This window comes from Kordiimonas marina (genome assembly GCF_023006325.1).
Taxonomy (GTDB): Bacteria; Pseudomonadota; Alphaproteobacteria; order Sphingomonadales; family Kordiimonadaceae; genus Kordiimonas; species Kordiimonas marina.
The window spans coordinates 532,935-552,322 of the sequence record NZ_JAINDF010000002.1; the positions used below are offsets into that span (position 1 = coordinate 532,935).

20 protein-coding genes are annotated in these 19,388 nt (G+C 59.9%); 6 read left to right on the forward strand and 14 right to left on the reverse strand.

The window, feature by feature from the left end:
* Window positions 1-156 precede the first annotated feature (156 nt).
* Window positions 157-456 (reverse strand): helix-turn-helix domain-containing protein, encoded by a 300-nt coding sequence (locus tag K6118_RS05765; RefSeq protein ID WP_247119274.1) that lies wholly within the window; start codon window positions 454-456, stop codon window positions 157-159.
* A 221-nt stretch (window positions 457-677) separates the two neighbouring features.
* Between K6118_RS05765 and K6118_RS05770 the strand changes: the two genes are divergently transcribed.
* On the forward strand, window positions 678-1,103 hold the full coding sequence (locus K6118_RS05770; RefSeq protein ID WP_247119275.1) for a hypothetical protein: 426 nt from the start codon (window positions 678-680) through the stop codon (window positions 1,101-1,103).
* A 171-nt stretch (window positions 1,104-1,274) separates the two neighbouring features.
* Entirely contained in the window at window positions 1,275-1,601 is a 327-nt protein-coding gene (locus tag K6118_RS05775) for a hypothetical protein (protein WP_247119276.1), read from the forward strand.
* A 925-nt stretch (window positions 1,602-2,526) separates the two neighbouring features.
* Here the strand turns inward: K6118_RS05775 and K6118_RS05780 are convergent.
* From K6118_RS05780 to K6118_RS05835, 12 genes are all read right to left on the reverse strand, one after another.
* Window positions 2,527-3,519, reverse strand: coding sequence for a type II secretion system F family protein (locus K6118_RS05780; RefSeq protein ID WP_247119277.1), 993 nt, complete (start codon window positions 3,517-3,519; stop codon window positions 2,527-2,529).
* 3 nt (window positions 3,520-3,522) lie between these two features.
* Window positions 3,523-4,515, reverse strand: a complete 993-nt coding sequence (locus K6118_RS05785; protein WP_247119278.1) for a type II secretion system F family protein — start codon at window positions 4,513-4,515, stop codon at window positions 3,523-3,525.
* A gap of 2 nt (window positions 4,516-4,517) precedes the next feature.
* The gene (locus K6118_RS05790; RefSeq protein WP_247119279.1) at window positions 4,518-6,176 is read right to left on the reverse strand and encodes a TadA family conjugal transfer-associated ATPase; all 1,659 of its coding nucleotides are present in this window, start codon (window positions 6,174-6,176) and stop codon (window positions 4,518-4,520) included.
* 174 nt (window positions 6,177-6,350) lie between these two features.
* A complete protein-coding gene (locus tag K6118_RS05795) occupies window positions 6,351-7,565 on the reverse strand; it encodes a CpaE/TadZ family protein (protein ID WP_247119280.1) in 1,215 nt (404 codons plus the stop codon).
* A gap of 12 nt (window positions 7,566-7,577) precedes the next feature.
* Complete coding sequence (locus K6118_RS05800; protein WP_247119281.1) at window positions 7,578-8,333, reverse strand: CpaD family pilus assembly lipoprotein; 756 nt, start codon at window positions 8,331-8,333, stop codon at window positions 7,578-7,580.
* Between the two features lie 15 nt (window positions 8,334-8,348).
* Window positions 8,349-9,806, reverse strand: coding sequence for a type II and III secretion system protein family protein (locus tag K6118_RS05805; RefSeq protein ID WP_247119282.1), 1,458 nt, complete (start codon window positions 9,804-9,806; stop codon window positions 8,349-8,351).
* Window positions 9,806-10,702, reverse strand: coding sequence for a Flp pilus assembly protein CpaB (cpaB, locus tag K6118_RS05810; RefSeq protein WP_247119283.1), 897 nt, complete (start codon window positions 10,700-10,702; stop codon window positions 9,806-9,808). The genes K6118_RS05805 and cpaB overlap by 1 nt, the downstream gene beginning before the upstream one ends.
* A 117-nt stretch (window positions 10,703-10,819) precedes the next feature.
* A complete protein-coding gene (locus K6118_RS05815; RefSeq protein ID WP_247119284.1) occupies window positions 10,820-11,308 on the reverse strand; it encodes an A24 family peptidase in 489 nt (162 codons plus the stop codon).
* Between the two features lie 104 nt (window positions 11,309-11,412).
* Window positions 11,413-11,604, reverse strand: coding sequence for a Flp family type IVb pilin (locus K6118_RS05820; protein ID WP_247119285.1), 192 nt, complete (start codon window positions 11,602-11,604; stop codon window positions 11,413-11,415).
* A gap of 472 nt (window positions 11,605-12,076) precedes the next feature.
* The gene (locus K6118_RS05825; RefSeq protein WP_247119286.1) at window positions 12,077-12,634 is read right to left on the reverse strand and encodes a TadE/TadG family type IV pilus assembly protein; all 558 of its coding nucleotides are present in this window, start codon (window positions 12,632-12,634) and stop codon (window positions 12,077-12,079) included.
* A complete protein-coding gene (locus K6118_RS05830; RefSeq protein ID WP_247119287.1) occupies window positions 12,621-13,217 on the reverse strand; it encodes a TadE/TadG family type IV pilus assembly protein in 597 nt (198 codons plus the stop codon). The genes K6118_RS05825 and K6118_RS05830 overlap by 14 nt, the downstream gene beginning before the upstream one ends.
* A 21-nt stretch (window positions 13,218-13,238) precedes the next feature.
* Window positions 13,239-14,786, reverse strand: a complete 1,548-nt coding sequence (locus tag K6118_RS05835; protein WP_247119288.1) for a pilus assembly protein TadG-related protein — start codon at window positions 14,784-14,786, stop codon at window positions 13,239-13,241.
* A gap of 309 nt (window positions 14,787-15,095) precedes the next feature.
* Here K6118_RS05835 and K6118_RS05840 point away from each other — a divergent pair, with 309 nt between their 5' ends.
* Genes K6118_RS05840 through K6118_RS05855 form a run of 4 tightly spaced genes read left to right on the forward strand, consistent with a single transcriptional unit; the run spans window position 15,096 to window position 18,488 of the window.
* Complete coding sequence (locus tag K6118_RS05840) at window positions 15,096-16,358, forward strand: TadE/TadG family type IV pilus assembly protein (RefSeq protein ID WP_247119289.1); 1,263 nt, start codon at window positions 15,096-15,098, stop codon at window positions 16,356-16,358.
* A 4-nt stretch (window positions 16,359-16,362) separates the two neighbouring features.
* Window positions 16,363-16,866, forward strand: a complete 504-nt coding sequence (locus K6118_RS05845) for a TadE/TadG family type IV pilus assembly protein (RefSeq protein ID WP_247119290.1) — start codon at window positions 16,363-16,365, stop codon at window positions 16,864-16,866.
* Between the two features lie 14 nt (window positions 16,867-16,880).
* Window positions 16,881-17,363, forward strand: a complete 483-nt coding sequence (locus K6118_RS05850; protein ID WP_247119291.1) for a TadE/TadG family type IV pilus assembly protein — start codon at window positions 16,881-16,883, stop codon at window positions 17,361-17,363.
* A gap of 33 nt (window positions 17,364-17,396) precedes the next feature.
* The gene (locus tag K6118_RS05855; protein WP_247119292.1) at window positions 17,397-18,488 is read left to right on the forward strand and encodes an alpha/beta fold hydrolase; all 1,092 of its coding nucleotides are present in this window, start codon (window positions 17,397-17,399) and stop codon (window positions 18,486-18,488) included.
* On the opposite strand, the gene hisN is transcribed toward K6118_RS05855, so the two are convergent.
* On the reverse strand, window positions 18,480-19,274 hold the full coding sequence (gene hisN, locus K6118_RS05860; protein WP_247119293.1) for a histidinol-phosphatase: 795 nt from the start codon (window positions 19,272-19,274) through the stop codon (window positions 18,480-18,482). The two genes, K6118_RS05855 and hisN, sit on opposite strands and share 9 nt — an antisense overlap.
* Between the last annotated feature and the right edge of the window lie 114 nt (window positions 19,275-19,388).

Sequence of the window (19,388 nt, forward strand, 5' to 3'; positions counted from 1 at the left end):
CGCGGTGGCCGGCTGCAGTTAGGAGGATGGTTAGAAGTCGGCGCACCACCCGGCTGACATTGGGGGTGTCAGCGAGCGGTGCGCCTATCTCCGTCGGCCTGCGCAGAAGGCCACCGACAGAGAATTTCGTCTGGTTTATTGCGGACCGAGTCATGTTCAGGCCGCCCGTTCGTTTTGACGTTTGGCTTCACGCGGTTTGCCGCTATAGTTCTCGCGTGGTTGAGGGCGAAGACGGCGACCGTCTTGCCCATAACGGGAAGGCCAGATGTCCTTTGGCTGTTTTCCCAGTTCCGCGGCGATCGCTACTTCTGCCTTTGGATCAGGACGAGAAGCAGCATTCGCGCTGGTGTGATCTGGGAAACCATATTTGACGTCTATGGCTGCATAGGTCAGGCCGCGGCAACGCAGCTCGTACATAATCTCGTGTTCGGGCATGTCTGACTGGTGGTTCGTCATATCATCCTCAACGCGCCCCGGTTTTGCAGAACCGGGTTTGAACTGAATTTGTTTTGTGAGAATTCACAATACGCGGATTTATGCATACTTCAAGCGGAAAAATTCGTTTCCGACTTAAAGTGCAGGCCATAGAGTGCGAAATATCGCCTATCTATATGATATTTAGGCGATATTTCGCTTCTCGGAAGTCGTATTGTGCGGAAGTGAGGATTTTCCGAGTAATGGCAGACAACCCGGAAATGAGACAGAAGGTGATAGGGTGGCTTCGCGAAGCTGAAGCATCTTTCCCGACACAAGCGGAAATGTGCCGGCGGGGCGGCATCTCGCTGAGGTCCTATCAGGACTGGCTTAAAGGGACTGATCCGCGTCTTAGCGGCTTCTTAGGGATTGCCCAGGCTGCCAATAAATCCATCGATAGCATTATATGGCCTGGCCGTAACATGGGGCATGATATCGTCCTGGATGCCTTGCAGGCCCTGGAGGAATACCTTCATGAGAATGACCTGGAGATAAAGGACCCTGCGGCAAAAAGGCGGCTGGTGGAGGCCCTGGCGGAAATGGCTTGGGAAGATCAGCAGAAGCACGGCACCAATGTCGTCGACTTCCACTCATATGCGCCGTTCATGCGCGCAGTCGCGGGCAAGTAAACCGCTCACCCTTATAGGTTGACATACACCATAAGGGTTGTCCTAATGCTCGGCCCCCGAATTATCGGGGGTTCGGGTTCCCCACGAACCCTCACCGCTATCCCGGTAGAATAGCACGTTATACAACACTGTGTTGCGCCGCCCCGTCCGGCGCCGAAACCGGAACATTATATGAGCAAACACGACATTAAGGAGTACCTGAAAGCCGCGACGCCCAAGGAAAATAAGGGCACAAAAGTAAACGAAACCCTAAGGTCCGAGTTAATACAACTCTCGCTGGGCGATTTGTTCGGCAACGTTTATTATAATCAACTCGTAGGCTCCAAAGAGCAACTTATCGTGCGCTCCTTGTTGGCCTATCTCTCAGGCCGACTCGATATTTCAGAGAACAGGCTGAGGGGGGAAATGAAGCGCTATCTCAAACTTAACGCTATTGGTACTATGACTTTAGGCCAATATGAGCGGGCGCTTGACTTTCTGGCCGCTAGGGCACCATGAGAAGCTATTAAGAGGCTATTGACGCTTTGGCCGCCGTCTATAATGTTAAATGGCGGCGGCCACCTTGTTTATAGGTTCTATCAAATTAACCCTGGTGGAGGCCGTTTTTGTGGCGTGTGTACGGAAGTGCCTGGTTTTCCTTGGTTGTCCGGTTATATCCCGGTATCTCCCGGTATATCCGGGTTCCCTTTAATTTAAAGTGTCCACCCACAATGATATCGCCAGGGGCCTGCGCCTGAAGGCCCCAAGCCGGAGGCTCCCCCCAGCCGCCGGGGCGGCCGTTCCCTTTGTCGCCACGATGAGGGACGGCCGCTGAACAGGGATGCCGCCGGGCAACCCGCGAGAGAGACTTTCCCCCAAAGTCCTCCTCCTTATGCCCGGCGGTATCTCCCCCCTTCAAAGGGGCGGGCACGCCCGATTCTGGACATAATTTTCTGGCTGAATAGCCATCGCACCGGGGGGAGCGTCCTGAGGGATGTCCGGGGCCCAGTATTATATTTCCGAGTTATGATTGAGATGCCCCGCAAGCCTGTGGCTTGGCGCTGAGGTGTGGCCCTGCGTGCTGGTTTGTGGCGCGGGGATGCGGCGTGGCTTCAGGGCAAAAAAAATGGCCGGGTAAAAACCCGGCCCGAGTCACGACAGCGAGGATAGTACGGCTGCAGTCACGCAACCGTAATAGGAGTGAGCACGAACGAGTCGTGCCCTCTCGCTCCTCTAAAAAACCAAATATCGGCCGTTTGGTCAATGGTTGTCTGATCACAATGGCCCAAATCATTGAAAAAATGGCTGTTTTTCCCAATGTGACACATTATTTGCAATTTCTCCGGCCCTGAGTTCCCGGCTGATTTGAACAAAACATCCCCTGCGTCGCGTCGTTTGCGACTCATTTGACTGAAAAGCCGGAAGTTTTTGGGCAAAAACAGGCTTACCCGCCCAGGTTCTTGTTGATGAAGTTGTCGCTGATCTTGCAGGCCGCGGGGCCGAGAAGCACGACAAACAGCGTCGGCAGGATGAACAGGATCAGGGGCACGGTCAGGATGGCCGGCAGGCGCGCGGCTTTCTCCTCCGCCTTCATCATACGCTCGTTCCTGAACTCGGCCGACAGCACGCGGAGCGAGGTGGCCAAGGGCGTTCCGTAGCGTTCCGATTGCACCAGCGTGGTGACGACACCGCGGAGCGCGGGCACGTCCACCCGTTCAGCCAGGTTCATCAGCGCCTGGCGCCGTTCGGGCAGGAAGCCGAGCTCGATGGCGGTGAGGCCGAACTCATCGGCAAGCTCCGGGTAGCCGCGGCCCAGTTCCTTGGCGACCCGGTTGAGGGCGCTATCGAGCGTGAGGCCAGCCTCGGCGCAGACAACGAGAAGGTCGAGCGCATCCGGCAGGCCCTTGCGGATCGCGACGGTGCGCTTGGATTTGGCGTTGTTCACATAAAGGTCCGGCAGCTTCAGCCCCGCGAAGACCAGGACGATAGAGAAGATCGGATAGAGCTTCTGGTGGCTGGCGGCCACGCCCATGCCGTAGAACATGATGATGGCGACAAGGCCCATCAGAAGCGGCAGCACAAGGCGCGCGACCTGGTAGATCACCAAGGCGTCCTTGGAGCGGAAGCCCGCCTGCATCAGCTGCACGGTCAGCTTTTTGGTCTGCTCGTTCTGCAGAAGCTTCATCTTGTTGGCGATGGTGCGCAAGACATTGACGCTGTCTTGTTTCTTCAGGGGCGAACGGCGTTTGCTGACGGTGATCAGGCCCGCCTTCAGGGCGTCCCGCCGGTCCTGCAGCGCCTTGACGCGGCCTTTCATCGGGTCGCGCACCAGCGCGCTCTGGTAAATGGCGACCATCACCAGAAGGGCGACAAGACCCGCCGCCACCGACAGGAGGTCAACCATGCTGATACCGAGAAGTTTTTCGACAGACTGCATGGTCTATACCTCGAACTTGATAAGGCGCGACATGATGAAGATACCGATCGCCATCCAGACGAGGGCGATGGAGCCCGCGATGATCGCCTTCGGGTTCGTGAACAGGATCATGCCGTAATCCGGGTTCGCCACCAGGATCACGCCCAGCATGATGAAGGGCAGAACACCGACGATCCAGGCCGAGGCCTTGGCTTCCGACGACATGGCCTTCACCTTCAGCTTCATCGACTGGCGCTGGCGCAGGATGGTGCCGAGGTTCCCCAGCGTTTCGCCGAGGTTACCGCCGGTTTCCCGCTGGACGACCAGCGAGATGACGAAGAATTTAAAGTCAGGGGTATCGAGCCTGTCGGCGGTTTCCCACAGCGCTTCCTCAAGCTGCTTGCCGAGGCGCATGGAATCGGTGATTTTCTGGAATTCTTCACCCGTGGGGGCGGAAAGTTCCTGGCCGACGTTGGCGATACATTCATTGACCGGCAGGCCGGACTTCAGGCCCCGGACCATCAGGTCGATGGCTTCCGGGAACTGCTGGGTAAAGCGTTCGGTGCGTTTCGCGATGCGGCGGCTGACATAGAGGTGCGGCAGCCCGGCCCCGGCGATCACCCCGACCATGAGCGCCAGCACAGCGGGCGCCCCCATCAGGAACAGCGTCAGGAACACGACAACGAACAGCACCGCTGAAATGGTGGCGTAGCGCGCCAGGTCGGTTTCCAGCCCCGCTTTCGCGAGCCGGGATTTGATCTGGTCCCGCCTGGGCAGAAGCTGGGCGATCTGGCCGGCGAGGCCTTCCTGCACCTGATTGAGGCGGATCGACCGCGAGCGTTCGCCCTTGAGGGTGTTCTGTTCTTTGAAGCGCTGCTTGAAACGGTCCAGCTTTTCGCGCGTCTGCTTCCGGCCCGTGCTCAGCGCGCGGGACAGGAACAGGACCGCGCCAACGAGGATCGCGCTCAGGATCACGCCAGCCAGCAGTATGATATTGAAGTTGCCGCCTTCCATCATCCCTATCCGTTCATCGCTTCCATCAGCGCCCGGTCGAGGCCGAAATACTCGGCTTTCGTCAGGAAGTGCGGGCGGACGCCAGTGGAATTGAAGCGCCCGACCAGGCGGCCGCTTTCATCCTCACCGGTGAATTCAAATTTAAACAGGTCCTGCGTGGTGATGACGTCGCCTTCCATGCCCACCACTTCGGTGACATGGGTGGTGCGGCGGCCACCGTCGCGCATCCGCTGGACCTGTACGATCAGGTCGAGGGACGATGAAATCTGTTCGCGGATCGCCTTGGTCGGCAGGTGCAGGCCCGCCATGTTGACCATGTTTTCAAGACGGGTCAGTGCCTCCCGCGGGCGGTTGGCGTGGATGGTGCCCATCGAACCGTCGTGGCCGGTGTTCATGGCCTGCAGCATGTCGATGGCTTCACCACCCCGGATCTCACCGAGGATGATACGGTCCGGGCGCATACGCAGGGCGTTTTTCACCAGGTCGCGCATGTTGATCTCGCCCTGGCCTTCAAGGTTGGGCGGGCGGGTCTCAAGGCGCACCACGTGCGGCTGCTGCAGCTGCAGCTCGGCCGCATCCTCAATGGTGACGACGCGTTCGCCCTTGTCGATCATGCGGGAGAGCGCGTTCAGCATGGTGGTCTTACCGGAACCGGTACCCCCCGAAATCAGGATATTGAGGCGGCAGGCACCCGCGATTTTAAGAAGCTTGGCCAAGGGCGGCGTGATCGAGCCGAAGTCCAGCATCTTATCAAGGGTGATCTTGTCCTTGGTGAATTTCCGGATCGAGATGGAGGCACCATCGATGGCGAGGGGTGGCGCGATCACGTTCACGCGGCTGCCGTCCTCGAGACGGGCGTCACAGATCGGCGAGGTTTCATCCACCCGGCGGCCGACGGCGGTCACGATCCGCTGGGCCACGTTCATCAGGTGCTGGTTATCCCGGAAGGTGACATCGGTCAGGATCAGCTTGCCCTTTTGCTCGACATAAACCTGCCGGGGGCCGTTGACCATGATGTCGGAAATGGTGTCGTCCGCGAGGAGCGGTTCGAGGGGGCCAAGGCCCAGCATGTCATCGAGGAGCAGGGAGACAAGGTCACGCTGTTCCTTGAGGTTCAGGTTGATCTTTTCCTGAACCAGAAGCTCGCCCACCACTTCGCCGACCTGTTCGGCCAGTTCCGGCCGCGGCAATTCCGCGGCGGCGGCGGGGTCGATATGTTCCATCAGAAGCGGTTGGATGCGGGTCTTCGCGTCCTGCAGCGTCTTTTTGCCATCCGCGTTCTTGGCGGGCATCTTGGCGCCGAACCCGTCATCGCCGATCGGGCCGACGGTGGCTTCCAGTTCATTGAGGAGATAGGTGATGAGGTCGGCCTGTTCCGCCTGCGACGGGTTCATGCCTTCCTGCTCGGCCAGGTCCTCGATGATCTTTTCGATCTTCTTGCTGACCTCGCCTTTCGTCGCCATCCTGAGCTCGTCAGGCCGGAAGGTTTTCGGCAGCAGGGTTTCCCCCAAAGCAGCCAGATGTTCGACGACATCGACCCCGCCTGTGGCTGAGGCCGCGGCAGGGGCTGCTGCCGGGGCGGCGGTCGGGGCAGCGGTTGGGGCCGCAGTCGGCGCCGGGGTAAGCGCTTTTGTCAGCTCAGGCGCTTCTGTCAGCTCCGGCATGTTTGCCGGTTCATTCGCCGGGACGGTCGCAAGCGCCGCTGAACCGCGGCCGAAAGCCGCGGGCGCGAGCGGCCGCTTAAGTCCTTGTCTTTTTTTGCCGAATGCCGATGGTTTCATGGCCTGAAAACTATTCCGTCCGTTCTGGTTTATGGCCTGCCTAGCTGCCTTTATGGTTTATTTCTTGAGCATCTTGCCAAGCCAGGATTTGGGTTTTTCTTCCTCTTTACCAGTGTCCTGAATAAGGGTTAACAGATCACCAACAGCGCTACTAACTTTGCTGTTTGGGGCGACCTCCACGACGACTTTGCCCTTCTGCGTGGCGGTCATCATGGTTTTCACGTCCATCGGCACCTGGATGTCGATGTCGTGTTCGACCGAATTCTCAAAATCCTTCTGGTCTACCTCAACGGTGGTACCGCCGACCTTGTTGGCGATGAGATGCACCTTGGCGCTTGGGGCCACTTGCTTGATGTGGGCCAGAAGGCGGATGCAGTCGCGCGCGGCGGTCAGCGAAAAGTCGGTTACCAGCACCACGTCGGTCGCGGCGGCCAGAACGTCCGAATGTTCACCCAGAAGCTGGCGCGGGACATCGACAATAACGGTGCCGTAATTTTCGCCCAGCGCATCGACGAGATGCTCAAGCGCGCCATCCGCCGGTTCCCGGAGCGAGCCCATGGGCGCTTCGGCGGCGAGAATCGCGAGGTTCTTGCTCGGCTTCACCACCGCGCGTTCGAGGAACAGGCCGTCAACCCGGCCCGGGGTGTCGAGCGCGTCGGGCAAGCCGCGGCCCGGCTCCAGGTCGAACTGCATGGCCGAGACGCCAAAATACAGGTCCAGGTCCAGTAGGATGGTGTTCTGGCCCTTTTCGGCGGCAAGCCATGCGGTGTTGCAGGCCAGCGTGCTGGTCCCGAGCCCACCGCGGACGCCGACGAAGACGATTTGCTTGCTTTCGCCCGCCGGATGGTCGGCCGGTGCTTCATCCGGTTCTGCCATTGCGTCCTCAGCGGCGCTGATCGCGGCCCTGAGGATGTCCGCCGTGACCGGCTTGACCAGATAGTCATGCACGCCTGCGTGCAGGAGGTCCCGGTACAGGGTCACGTCATTGAGCGTCCCCATGGCAAGCACGATGGTGCCTTCGTGCGCCACGTCTGCCAGGGCCTGCATGTCGGCCCGCGGGTCCGTGCTGTCGGACAGGTCGACGATCAGGAATTCCGGGCAGGGCATCGCACCAAGGGCACGAACCGCCGACGCGATGCCGCCAGAGAAAATCATATCCGGGTTCCAGCCGCGCTCGGTGATGATCGGCAGAAGGATCTGGCCCGTCATCTCGTCGCAGATATAAGCGGCGTAGAGTTCCCGTTCGGTGGATGGTTTGGCTGCGGTCTTCATTCTCAGCCCCCTTTATCGGTTCATGCCGGTTGAGGACCCGCCACCGGATCCTGTACCGCCAGTGCCACCGGACTTGCTGCTGCCCGTCGTGCTGCGCAGCGGCGTACCGCCTTGCTGCTGGGGCAATTCAGACATCTTGATGGCATTCACGGCCGGGATGGTCGCGTTGGTGCCATCGCCCTGGCCTGCGATCAGGTCCCGCGGGTTAGCGACCATAAGCCCCAGGTTGCCGATATTGGCGCACGAGAGATAGGCGCTCGTGTTGTTGCCCTGGTTGTTCGACACTTCCTTCGGCCATTTGCCGCAGTCGGGCGGCGTGACCACATAGCGTTCGACATACAGCATGATCGTGCCTTTTTTCGGCGTGTCGCCAAGGACAGCCTGGCCGCCGTATGTCAGCCCCTGCTTGCGGATGAAGTTGGCGATTTCATCGACCCGGTCGGCCGAAGCCCCACCGGCATCCACAAGAACGGTATCCGCGGACCCTGCCTGCACGCCTTGCAGGAAGGCGTTGAGGTCAGCGTAGGAAACGGTGGACAGCGTGTCCGTGCCATCGTCCTCCGGCTTGATGGCATGGGCGAGCCGTACCATCTGCACCTGGTTCCGGACCACGGGTTCGGACGGGCTCGGCGTTGCCACATCGGTGTGGTTACAAGCGCTGAGCGTCATGAGGCCGAGGGCTGCTGCCGCAACCTTGATGGCGGTGCCCGCAGTCTTAGCCCTCAGTGTCTTTTGGGACGGGCGCAAGAAGAATGTTTGGTCTGTCATGGCCTGATCCTTTCCCTAGTCCAGCTGGAAGCCAGCGCGTTTCTTGATCGACGGGCCGGGTGCCTGGTCCTGGCTCGTGGTTTTGGCGCTCTTCGACGGTACCCAGTGCTTGCCGCTCAGGTAACGTTCCATATCGTTCGGCGCGACATAGTGATCTGTCGGCAGCATCAGCTTGCGGGCCGATACCGGGCGGACGATATAAGGCGTCACGACGATCAGAAGCTCGGTTTCCTCATGGCGGAACTTGTCCGACTTGAAGAGCGCGCCGAGGATCGGGATATCGCCGAGGCCCGGCAGCTTCGTGGTGTCATGGGTGACATTGTTCTGGATAAGCCCGGCGATCGCGAAGGACTGGCCGGAGCCAAGCTCGATGGTCGTTTCCGCACGGCGCGTGCTGATGGACGGCACGCTGATGCCCTGGATCTGGATCGAGCCCGCTGTTGACAGGTCGCTGACTTCCGGGCGCACCCGCATGGAGATGCGGCCGCTGTTCAGCACCGTGGGGGTGAAGTCCAGCTTCACACCGAATTCACGATACTGGATGCCGATGCCGTCACGGCTCGGAACCGGGATCGGGAACTCGCCACCGGCCAGGAAGTTGGCGCTCTTGCCCGACAGCGCGGTCAGGTTCGGTTCCGCCAGCACTTTCAGGAAGCCTTCGGTGTCGAGGGCGTCGATCGCATAGTTGAGGTCCAGCCCGCCGGGGGTGATGCTGCCAACGAGCGACGACACGTTGCCCGGCTGCACGAACTGCTTGATCGGCATTTCGGTAACCGGGTCCTTGATCATGTCGAAGACATTGCGGCCCTGGAACAAACCGATGCCGAAGTTGGAGCCGTTATAGAAGTTTTCCCAGTTGACGCCGAGCTGCTTCAGGACGCTCCGGGAAATCTCCGCGATGCGGACACGCAGGTTGACCTGGGTCGGCTGCAGGACCTTGAGGTTGTTGAGGACCTTGTCCGTGCCGAGGACCGAATGCGCCAGCTTTTCCGCAAGCGCGGCCTGGTCGGGCGCGCTGACGTTACCGCGCAGCACGGTCATCTGGCCGAGCGCGGAGACCTCGATCGGCAGGTTCGGCAGCATCTGCTTGAATGCGGTCCGAAGGGCGGAAAGGTTACGGCTGACGGCCACACCGCTCGAGAAGATCGTCTTGTCGTTCTTGTCGAGGGCATAGAAGCTGGTTTCGCCCGGGCGCTTGCCGAAGATATAGATCACGCGCGGGGATTTTACCTGCACATCGGCGACGTCGGGGTTCGCGACGAACACCTCGGTTGCCGGGCGGTCCAGCCGGATCAGCGTGCCCTTGCTGACCTCAATGGTCAGGTTGTCGGCGTCCGCGTTCACGATGCTGGCGCCGGCGCGGGTGGTCAGCGCTTTGCCTTCCGCGAAGGCTGGGGCCGTGTGAACCGCGCCGAGGATGCCGACGGCGGCAACAGTTGCGAGCGCGACGGATTTAAGGCTGCTCATGCTCATTACTGGCCCCCTCTTGCGCTGGTTTTTTCATTGAGGTCGACCTCCTGGACGCCGCTGCCGCGATGCACGACGACGGAATCGGATTTATGGGTCTGCCCGGCGCCATCCGGCGACGGCAGATACTTGCTGATGTCACTGCCGAGCGTGACGCTGGTGGTGCGGTCGATCGGCGGGCTGATGGCATCGATATCTTCACCCGCCGTATTGTGGGCGAGGCTGCGGAGGCTGAGCGACAGCGTGCCCACCTTCTCCATCATCGACATTTTCTCAGCCATTTTGGGGGTAACTTCGAGCGTGACGGTCTTACCCACCTTCGCGGGCGAGGCATCGTCAGTGGTGTGCTGGTCGATCGCCAGGACACGGACATTCTGGAAAACGGTTTCGGAAACCGGGGCCTTGGCGCGGCGGTCCATGCCGACCACGTGGGTCAGGATCACGTCGACCCGGTCCCCGGTGAAGAGAAAGCCGCCGATGCTGGTCTCGGCCGACACCTTGACGGCGACGGCGCGCATCCCCGGGCTCAGGGCCGCGGCGAGGAAGCCACGGTCACCCGGTGACGCCATCATCGCCCGGTTGAACGGGGACTGTGCATGGACAGAAGCACGGAGCACGCGGCCGGTCAGCTCCTTGATCTTGTCCTTGGAGGAGACGAAGTAAGCGGCGTTCAGCGCATCCTCGGGCCAGGGCGCCCAAACCATGTCATCTGCCTTGAGAATCGTGCCCGCGGGCAGGTTCTTTTTGGCGACCAGCACTTGCGCGCTGGGGGCTACGGCCTTGGTTGCCTCCACATGCCGGACTTCCTGGCGGACGCCGGTCAGGTAGGACCGGGTCAAGAAGATAACCGCCAAGACGCCGAGCACGGCTGCAAGCATCAATATTAAACTCTTGGGGTTCATGGTCCCCTCCCGACTGCGTTGGCCCCTTCGGCCCGGTTATTCAAGGTGACATCCGTGGGGATCGTGCCCTGAGATGTCGTTCATCGTGCCCCCCGAAGGGTTAACATTCCTTCACTGTCACGCCAGTAGCGTGGCAATCCTGGCGAAACAGACCCAGCACCCGCTGAAAGCGATGGCGACGCCGTAGGGGACTTCAGCCTCCCGCACGGGTTTCCCCGTAAGCTTGGCGTGCGCCAGCGTGGCGAAGGCGACAAGCCCCCCGGCAAGCGCGGTATAAAGGACAAGCCTGAGGCTGTAGTCGGCCCCTGCGAGAAGGGCGATAGCGGCCAGAAGCTTGACATCCCCGCCACCCATCAGTCCGGTGGCGAAAAGCGTAAGCCCGGCCACAAGGACAACGGCGGCTATGATGAGCGGCCAACCGAGCGCGGTCATAAGGTCCGCGCCGGACATGGCCTCAAGGGCGGCGAGTGGCACAAAAAGGCCGGTAAGGATAAGGCTAAGGGCGTTCGGGATTTTTCTTTCCCGAAGGTCATGGAGCGCGGCTGCAGCCAAGACTGCCGCTGCGATCGCATAGAGGCCCGTTTCTGCCATCGGTGCCGCTTGCATGATCATCTGCCTGAGATCTGGTTATTCGGATTGTTTTTAGTAAAAAGGCCGTCGGGGACTGCCTCCCCCGACGGCCTTTTTTCACCTTTATATCACTGCGTATATTACGGCGTGGTCGTGGTGCCGCTTGCAGTGTTCAGCGAGGTCGCTGTTTTATTGAAGACGCCCTGCAGGCCACCCGAAAGCGAGTTCAGGGCGGTAATCAGAGCGATAGCCACGAGGGCTGCAATCAGACCGTATTCAATGGCGGTAGCGCCTTCTTCATTACGGCGGAATTTAGTCAGAAATTTAGTCATGGATTTTCTCCAGCTGCCAAGTTCGAATGACTATTTTGTACGGGGGAACCACTAAACAAATGGTTAATGTGAATTCGAAAAAGCCGTTTGTTTACAGTTACTTATTGTAAAACTATTTGCAAAGTTTCATAAAATTTTAAGGGAATTGATAAGGCTATGAATCTGAGCGTGTTTTCGCATCCGTCTTTGGCGCGCGCGCCGCTGCCGCGGACTTTCCGGCGGGAAAAGTGCCGTCTCATTCGGCGATTTTTTGCATTTTTTTGCCGCCATCGAGGTATCTGAAAAGGGCGAAATTAATAAGAATCTGTCCCGTAAAGGCGCCTAAGTGCCCGAATCGACTCATAGATTTGATGGAAAAGGGTGCCTGTATAGGGGCGATTCTCTATGAGGAGGCCGAGTCATACAGCGGCGTGCGGCAAGGACAGGGCGCCGGAAGGGCGCACTATACTTGGGTTCAGGTCACTGGGGATTGTCAGTTTACTGTCTGAAGCGCGCCGATGCGCGGACGGAAATAGGCGATCTTGTGGAGCGTGGCGCTGGGCAGGAAGTCGAAGATCAGCGGCTTATATTGGTAGAAGATCTCCGTCGCCAGGATGGTTTCATCGTCCCGAAGCGTCAGCCCGTCCGGCAGGGTGTTGACCGGGGAGCCGGTGGTGCCGAATTCGCTCGTCGCGCTCAGGCTGCCGTTTTCACGCTGCCAGTAAACCTGGGTCGGTACACTGGCGCTTTGGCTGATGGCGGTGACGATGGTGGTGGAATCGCCGGTCGTGGGGTAAGGCGCCATGATGGTCGGCACGGCGCTGAATATATCGGTCATGGTGGCGTCAGTGATGGCGTCGTCGCGGGTCACCAGGTCCGACACGGTGTTGACCGTATGCTGAAGCTTCAGATTGAGGATCAGGTAATTCGCCGCTTCCACCACGCCGGACAGCAAAATTATATAAAGCGGCAGCGACAGCGCCATTTCCACCAGGACAGCGCCGCGCTCGTTTCGCCGAAGCTTTTTCAGAAGCCGGTTAATAGGGTTCATTGCGCACCGCCACCGCCGCAGAAATTTTGATGAGTTTGGTTGCCCAGTCGAAGGCGCCCGTGAGGCTCGGCGCATCATAGCTGACGCGGTAGAGCACGATATCCCCGGCGCCGCCCAGTCCTGCGCTGGCCATGTCCGCGTCCCACTTGCCGTTGCCATTGACGTCGGAATAGGGCTCCCCCGCGTCATACGAGCCATTGCCGTTTTGGTCGGTATAGGGTTCGGGCTGGCCGATATCGGCGAACTGCTGATAGACCGAGGTGGTGATGGTCAGCCGGTTCATATCAACCGCGCCGAAGCTGTTTTTCGCGATCAGGCTTTTGACCGTGTCGGCGCGGGTGGTGCCGGTGGCAACCGACCCGGTGATGCCGTAGCGCGACGCCGCCAGCACCGCATTTTCCAGCGTGGCGGACAGATAATAATAATGCGCGATTTCCAGGATGCCGATGATGAGGCTGAGCATCAAAGGCAGGCCGAGCGCGGTTTCGATGATAACGCTGCCGCGGTCGTCGCGGCTGATATCCCATCTGAAGCGGCCCAGATGCCGCCTTTTCTTTTCCTTATGGTGCGCGCCTCGTCTCATACCCTGTTCCATCTCCCGGGCCTATTTCGATAGCCGCAGGTTCGAAAGCTGGCGCCCGATGGTCTCGAACGCCTGGCTGAGCGAATCGGCCGTCGGCGCATGGAAATAGAAGCTCGGCTTGGTGGCACACGCCGAATAGGCGGCCTGGGTGCTGCTGTCCGGGCTCGACCCGAAGGTGATGGTATAGATGATGACGCCCGCGGCCTTGATGTTGCTGCAGGTGGCGGCGAAGCGGGTGTCCAGCTCGGCGCGCGCGTCCGACACATTGCTGAAGCCGAAGTCGGCGATGCGGCCATAGGCGGTATAGTCCGACCCGCCGAGCGCGGCCTTCTGGTTGATGAATTCGTTGACACCGTCGGTCAGGATCACCAGCACCTTGTCCATGAAGGGGGTGCCATAATCGAGCGGCAGGTTCGCGGGGCTGCCGCTCCAGAGCCCGCGCCAGTTGGGGCTCAGTGTCCGCCAGCCCCAGACGAGGCCGACGTTCGACGCCGTGCCGCCGAAAGGCCAGGGCTGCATCTGGTCGATGGCGTTGAGGATAGTAGTCTTTTCGGCCACCAGGGGCTGGATCTGCTGGGCGCATCCGCGGTTGGGGCCCAGCGCGGTCGAGCGGTTGTTGACCTCGTTGATCGTGACCAGGTTGCCGTTGGGGTCATCGATCCAGTTATTGTCCAAATAGAGCTTATAATAGCCTTTGGACCAGCTGTAGCGCGTCTCGTAATAGTCGGTATCGGCCCAGAAGTAGGGCTCGAACGGGGCGAGACTCGGCGGCGTGTCGGTTTCGTCCTCACCGCCCGCGCGCGCCTCAAGGCAGCCCATCCAGCTGGTCTTCAGATAGTCATTGTCCACCTTCGTCTTACCGGCCGCGGACAGCCAGTCATACTTGTCGCCGCCGACATTGACGGCAGCGACATAAGGCACGACCGAGACCCACAGGTTGGGGTCGGTTTCATGGTTGCCGTAAACCGCCTGCACCAGGTTTTTGGCGGCGGTCTTCATGGTGCCGATCTTGTCGTTCTGCGCCATCGACCCGGTGTTATCCATCACCAGTGCCAGTTCCATGCCGCGGGTTTCGCGGCTGACTTCGGTTTGGGCGGTGACGGTAACGTCGCTGAAGCCGAACAGGCTCATGAAGGTGGTGCCAACGGTGGCGCTGGCATTCAGCGTGATCAGCTTGTTGTCGGTGCTGACCGTCACATTCATGTTGGTGGCCTTAGCGACGGCGTTCGCGGCCTGCATGTTGGCGGCGAAAAATTGCTTCGCGTCGGTCGTCATGTCGGTGACCTGCATGGCGTGACCGGCGGCGAGACCGGCCGAGTCGAGCGAGCGCTGCAGCACATCCTTGACGTAATAGAGCCGTGCGCTGTCCACCGCGAGTCCCGTAGCCCCCGTGAGCGCGATGAGGCTCGCCGCCACCATGGGCAACATGCTGGCGCGGGTGTCGCGCCCGAAGCGGACGAAAAGCCCTCGAAAGCCGTCTGTCTGGCGGTTTTTCCGGCAGCTTTTGGGCCAGCTATTGGAGCCGCTTTTCACGGCCGCATTATCTGATTTTGCCGTTCTTATCTTCATTGTGCCTGTTCCAGCCTGATTTCTGTTTTTGGAACGCGAGCACAATGAAACGTCAGGTTTTGTTTATTCGTAAAGGAACGCGGACAGTTTAGATAAAACTGTATTCAAAGAGGGGGCGGCCTGCTTTTGTGTGTTTATCTAAGTCTTTGTATATAAACAAATATATGGACAGAATTTTTGCGAAAATGCCTAAACCTTTTTCCTAAAATGCATCCTTCTTGTGAACCGGTCGGTAAGGAAGTTCCGGTAGGTTGGAACTTCAGGCAAACACACATGATCAAAGAAAGTGAGTCGAGGATGCTTGGCCCATTGATCAGACGGTTCATCAAAGACGAAGGCGCAGGCACGCTGGTGATGACCGCTGTACTATTCCCCATGATCCTGGGCTTTGGCGGCCTGGGGCTGGATGTCACCGGTTGGTACATGCAGAAGCGGGACGTCCAGAACCTTGTGGATATGGCGGCGATCGAAGCCGTCCATACCGGTAACTATTATTCGGGCAGTGGGCTTGCGGACAAGGTGAACACCTTTCTGACCCATTACGGCCTGAACGCCTCCACCGATACCGTCACCTTCAATTCACCGCCCACAAGCGGGGATTATGTCGGCAAGAACGGCTTTATGGAGGTGATCATCAGCAGGAAGGTCACCTTGAACTTCCTGTCGGCCTTTTATGGTCTGTCCGGCAATAACCTGACTGTCAATGTGGCGGCGCGTGCGGTCGCGGGTACGCTGATCATCGGGACGCAATGTATTGTGGCGCTGGATAAGACAGCCGACCGCGCGCTCGAATTCTCCGGCTCGGCTGAGGTTGTGGCCGAATGCGGCGTGGCGTCCAACAGTACGAGCGGCCAGTCCATCTATGTTGGCGGTAACGCCAGCCTGACGGCTGACCCCGCGATGGCCGTGGGCGATATCGTTGTCTCCGGCTCGGCGACGCTGGTGACCAACAGCCCGCTGCAAACTTTCGCGCAGCCGACCAAGGACCCTTATGCCAACCTGCCGATTCCGCCGATCTCGGCCTGTGATGTCACCGGCGCGACCACGGTGAACAACGACCAGGTCATGACACCGGGCCGATACTGTGGCGATATTAACGTCAAGGGCTCCAACGTTACGTTCGAGCCCGGCACCTATGTCATCGACGGCGGCAGTTTCATCGCCAACGCGGGCGCCCAGTTTGCGGGTAATGGTGTCACCTTCATCCTGACGGGGGACACACCGTCGGATGTCGGCACGGTCAGTATCAACGGCGGCTCTAAGGCTGACCTGGTGGCGCCCACGAGCGGCGACTATGAAGGCATCCTGGTTTATCAGGACCCGAAGGCCGACTACAGGACCAGCACGGGCAAGTTTCTCGGGGGGGCCGACCTGCTGTTCGACGGCGTCATCTATATGCCGAGTAGCGACATTCAATTTTCCGGCGGGGCGGCGAGTGATCCGTCCTGTATGCAGATTTTCGGCGCGACGGTTACGTTCGAGGGCAGCAGCACGGTGGGCAACAGCGATGCCATCTGCCAATCCCTCAATATGGACGTGAGCCCGCAAATCCGGATCCAGTTGGTGGAGTGATGGCATGACATGGCGGCATAAAATCAGAGAGGCTAAAGCCAGGCTGGGCACACTGGGGCGCAATGAGAAGGGCTCCATCACGGTGGAGACCGCGCTCATCATGCTGGTGATCATCTTCATGGCGCTCGGTGTCCTGGACTATGGCCTCGCCTACAGCCGCAACCTGGAGCTTGCCAACGCGGTCCGTGCGGGGATGCAGTATGCCCTGGTGCGGAAACCGGTGGACGGCGACTATAGCGCCATCATCAGTGCCGTGAACACCGCGGCCCCGGTGGTAACGGCGGGGTCAGATAGGCAGGTGACAGCCAATATGTTCTGTGCCTGCCCGGACGGCAGCTCGATCGATTGCACCGGCACCAACGGCCAGGACCTGACCTGCACGGACGGCAGCCTGCGCGGCGCCTATCTTGAGATCAAGCTCAAGGAAACCTACGCCATGTTGTTCGCCTATCCGGGGCTCGATAAAAGCCTCAACCTGTCTGAACGCGTGGTGGTGAGGCTGAATTGATGAAGGGCATGGGCATGAAACGCATGGCAGCACGAACCGCAGCATCGCTTTCCCGCGTGGCCAGGCGGTTCCGGGGCTTCCGGCGCGCCGAACGCGGCGTGGCGGCGGTCGAGTTCGCGCTGACGCTGCCCATCTATCTTGGTGCGGTTATTTTCCTTGCTGAAGTGGCGCGCATCGCCTTCACCCAGGGCGTGATCATCCACGCGGCGGAGGAAGCCACGCGCTATGCGCTCGTGCATTATAACGCCACGGTGCAGGACGTGCAGAATGAGGCGCGATCAAACCTGATCGGGCTTGACCCCAATAACCTGAACGCCATCGTCGTCACCGCGCCCGAGGACCCGACCGACCAGACCAAACTCGTCACAGTTGAAGTCCAATATACCTATACGCCTATCCTGCCGATCAATCTGTTCTTGCCAGGTGCCGACACAAATGGCATCCGTTTAACAGGAGAGTCGCGGGGCTTCATCACACAGGAAATCCCCAAGACCTGACAAACGACACCCATCAGGCAGGGGAGGAATGGGTTGACGGACAAGGACAGGCTCCCGACCGCGGCTATTTTAGCCGACGCGAAGGAACACAGGCGCCAACCGCCGGAAGACGCGGTTTTCAATTATTTCAAAGCCGAGGACGGCGAGCAGATCCGCTTCGCCCGCTTCCCGGCCAGCCATGTACTGGAGCCCAAGGGCACGATCATCTTCCTGCCCGGCCGTACCGAATTCATCGAAAAATTCCTTGAGGACGTCCATATCTGGAACGCGCTCGGCTTCGCCTGTGCCGCCATGGACCTTAGGGGCCAGGGCATGTCCTACCGCCCGTATCCGGACAGGGACAAGCACTATGTCCGCACGTTCGACACCCACATCGAGGACCTCAAAAGCTTCTTTGACCAGAAGCTGGTGAACAAGATGCCCAAGCCTTTCATCCTGATGGGCCATTCTGCGGGCAGCCATGTCATCCTGCGCTTTCTGGCCAAATACCCGGGCTATGCCGAGGCCGCCATCACTGTGGCGCCGATGGTGCGCATCAACGCCGGACCGCTGCCCAAGTTTGTCACCTACGGCCTGCCTTATGTGGCGCGGCATCTTGGGCTCGGCGCCGCCTATATCCCCGGCCATACCGCCTTCAAAGAAGGCCGCTGGGGCTGGCGCAAGAAGCTGACGCACGATGATGAGCGTTTCTGCGATGAGGACTTTTTCATCAAGGAGAAGGACCGGCGGCTCGCGGTTGGCGGCGCCACCTACAAATGGCTGTGGGAGGCCCTGAAGTCCTGCGACAAGCTCAACGACCAGGGTGTTCCTGAAAGCATCGAAACCCCGGTCCTGATGATCCAGGCGGGGGAGGACACCATCGTCGACAACAAGGCGCAGGCCGCCTTCGCGGAGCGGATGCCCAACGTCAAGTTCGTGGTGGTCGACGGCGCGATGCACGAAATCCTGAAGGAAAAGGATGAGTATCGGGCTGAGGTCTGGCAGGCGATCGGTGATTTCATGGACCTGAAAGGCCGACCGGTCTTCGGCCATGAGATGCTTGTGCCCGCGCCGCAGCCTGCGCCCAGTAAGGAAGCAGCCGAAGAAGCTTCAGAAGATGCAGGCGAAGACGCGCCGTCAGCCTAGGATTTCACGAACCGCATCATAAAGCGCCGGGTCACCGACCGCCAGCAGGCGGCCGCGCGGGCATTCGCCCATTTCCCGGCCGTCCCAGTCGGTGGCCACACCGCCCGCGCCGCGGACGACGGGGATGAGGGCGGCCATGTCATAGGGCTTCAGCCCGGCTTCCACCACGATATCCATATGGCCCGCCGACAAAACGGCGTAGGCGTAGCAGTCCAGCCCGTAACGCACCAGCTGGGTCTTCCCGAGGAGCGCATCGAAAAGCGGGCGTTCCTCGGCGCTAAACAGCGCCGGATCGGTGGTGGAAACAGTCGCCTTATCAAGGTTCGGGCACGCGCGGGTGTGGATCGGCGCGCCATTCAGGCTCGCGCCCCCCGGCCAACCGAGATAGCGTTCCTTGATATAGGGCTGGTCAATGACGCCAATCAGCGGCTCGCCATCATACATGAGCGCGATCAGCGTGCCCCAGGTCGGCAGGCCGGAGATGAAGGCGCGGGTGCCGTCCACCGGGTCGAGGATCCATTCGAACCGACTGTCGGTTACCTTGCGGGGAAATTCCTCGCCGAAAATGGCGTGGTCCGGGTATTCGGATTCGATGACAGCGCGGATCGCTTCCTCCGCGCCGCGGTCGGCTGCGGTCACCGGGTCGAACACGGCGCCGGCGGCTTTGTCGGTCACGCTGATGGGCGATTTGAAATATTTTAGCGTCACCTCGGCGGCCACATCCGCCAGGCGGCAGGCGAAGGCAGTCAGGGTTTCTATTTCAGACGCGGGCAGCGGGCTGGACACGGGCACTTCCTCAATTTAACTATATGGGCCAAACAGGGCGCGAACGGCTTGATCTGGCCCGGACTTTAGACCACAAATTGCCTGTCTTCGGCAACGAAAGTATCAGTATGGACG

Coding starts and splice junctions, on each gene's coding strand:
- K6118_RS05765 (WP_247119274.1), bottom strand. CDS start 456: ATGACGAACCACCAGTCAGACATGCCCGAACACGAGATTATGTACGAG.
- K6118_RS05770 (WP_247119275.1), top strand. CDS start 678: ATGGCAGACAACCCGGAAATGAGACAGAAGGTGATAGGGTGGCTTCGC.
- K6118_RS05775 (WP_247119276.1), top strand. CDS start 1,275: ATGAGCAAACACGACATTAAGGAGTACCTGAAAGCCGCGACGCCCAAG.
- K6118_RS05780 (WP_247119277.1), bottom strand. CDS start 3,519: ATGCAGTCTGTCGAAAAACTTCTCGGTATCAGCATGGTTGACCTCCTG.
- K6118_RS05785 (WP_247119278.1), bottom strand. CDS start 4,515: ATGATGGAAGGCGGCAACTTCAATATCATACTGCTGGCTGGCGTGATC.
- K6118_RS05790 (WP_247119279.1), bottom strand. CDS start 6,176: ATGCCGGAGCTGACAGAAGCGCCTGAGCTGACAAAAGCGCTTACCCCG.
- K6118_RS05795 (WP_247119280.1), bottom strand. CDS start 7,565: ATGAAGACCGCAGCCAAACCATCCACCGAACGGGAACTCTACGCCGCT.
- K6118_RS05800 (WP_247119281.1), bottom strand. CDS start 8,333: ATGACAGACCAAACATTCTTCTTGCGCCCGTCCCAAAAGACACTGAGG.
- K6118_RS05805 (WP_247119282.1), bottom strand. CDS start 9,806: ATGAGCATGAGCAGCCTTAAATCCGTCGCGCTCGCAACTGTTGCCGCC.
- cpaB (WP_247119283.1), bottom strand. CDS start 10,702: ATGAACCCCAAGAGTTTAATATTGATGCTTGCAGCCGTGCTCGGCGTC.
- K6118_RS05815 (WP_247119284.1), bottom strand. CDS start 11,308: ATGCAAGCGGCACCGATGGCAGAAACGGGCCTCTATGCGATCGCAGCG.
- K6118_RS05820 (WP_247119285.1), bottom strand. CDS start 11,604: ATGACTAAATTTCTGACTAAATTCCGCCGTAATGAAGAAGGCGCTACC.
- K6118_RS05825 (WP_247119286.1), bottom strand. CDS start 12,634: ATGAACCCTATTAACCGGCTTCTGAAAAAGCTTCGGCGAAACGAGCGC.
- K6118_RS05830 (WP_247119287.1), bottom strand. CDS start 13,217: ATGAGACGAGGCGCGCACCATAAGGAAAAGAAAAGGCGGCATCTGGGC.
- K6118_RS05835 (WP_247119288.1), bottom strand. CDS start 14,786: ATGAAGATAAGAACGGCAAAATCAGATAATGCGGCCGTGAAAAGCGGC.
- K6118_RS05845 (WP_247119290.1), top strand. CDS start 16,363: ATGACATGGCGGCATAAAATCAGAGAGGCTAAAGCCAGGCTGGGCACA.
- K6118_RS05850 (WP_247119291.1), top strand. CDS start 16,881: ATGAAACGCATGGCAGCACGAACCGCAGCATCGCTTTCCCGCGTGGCC.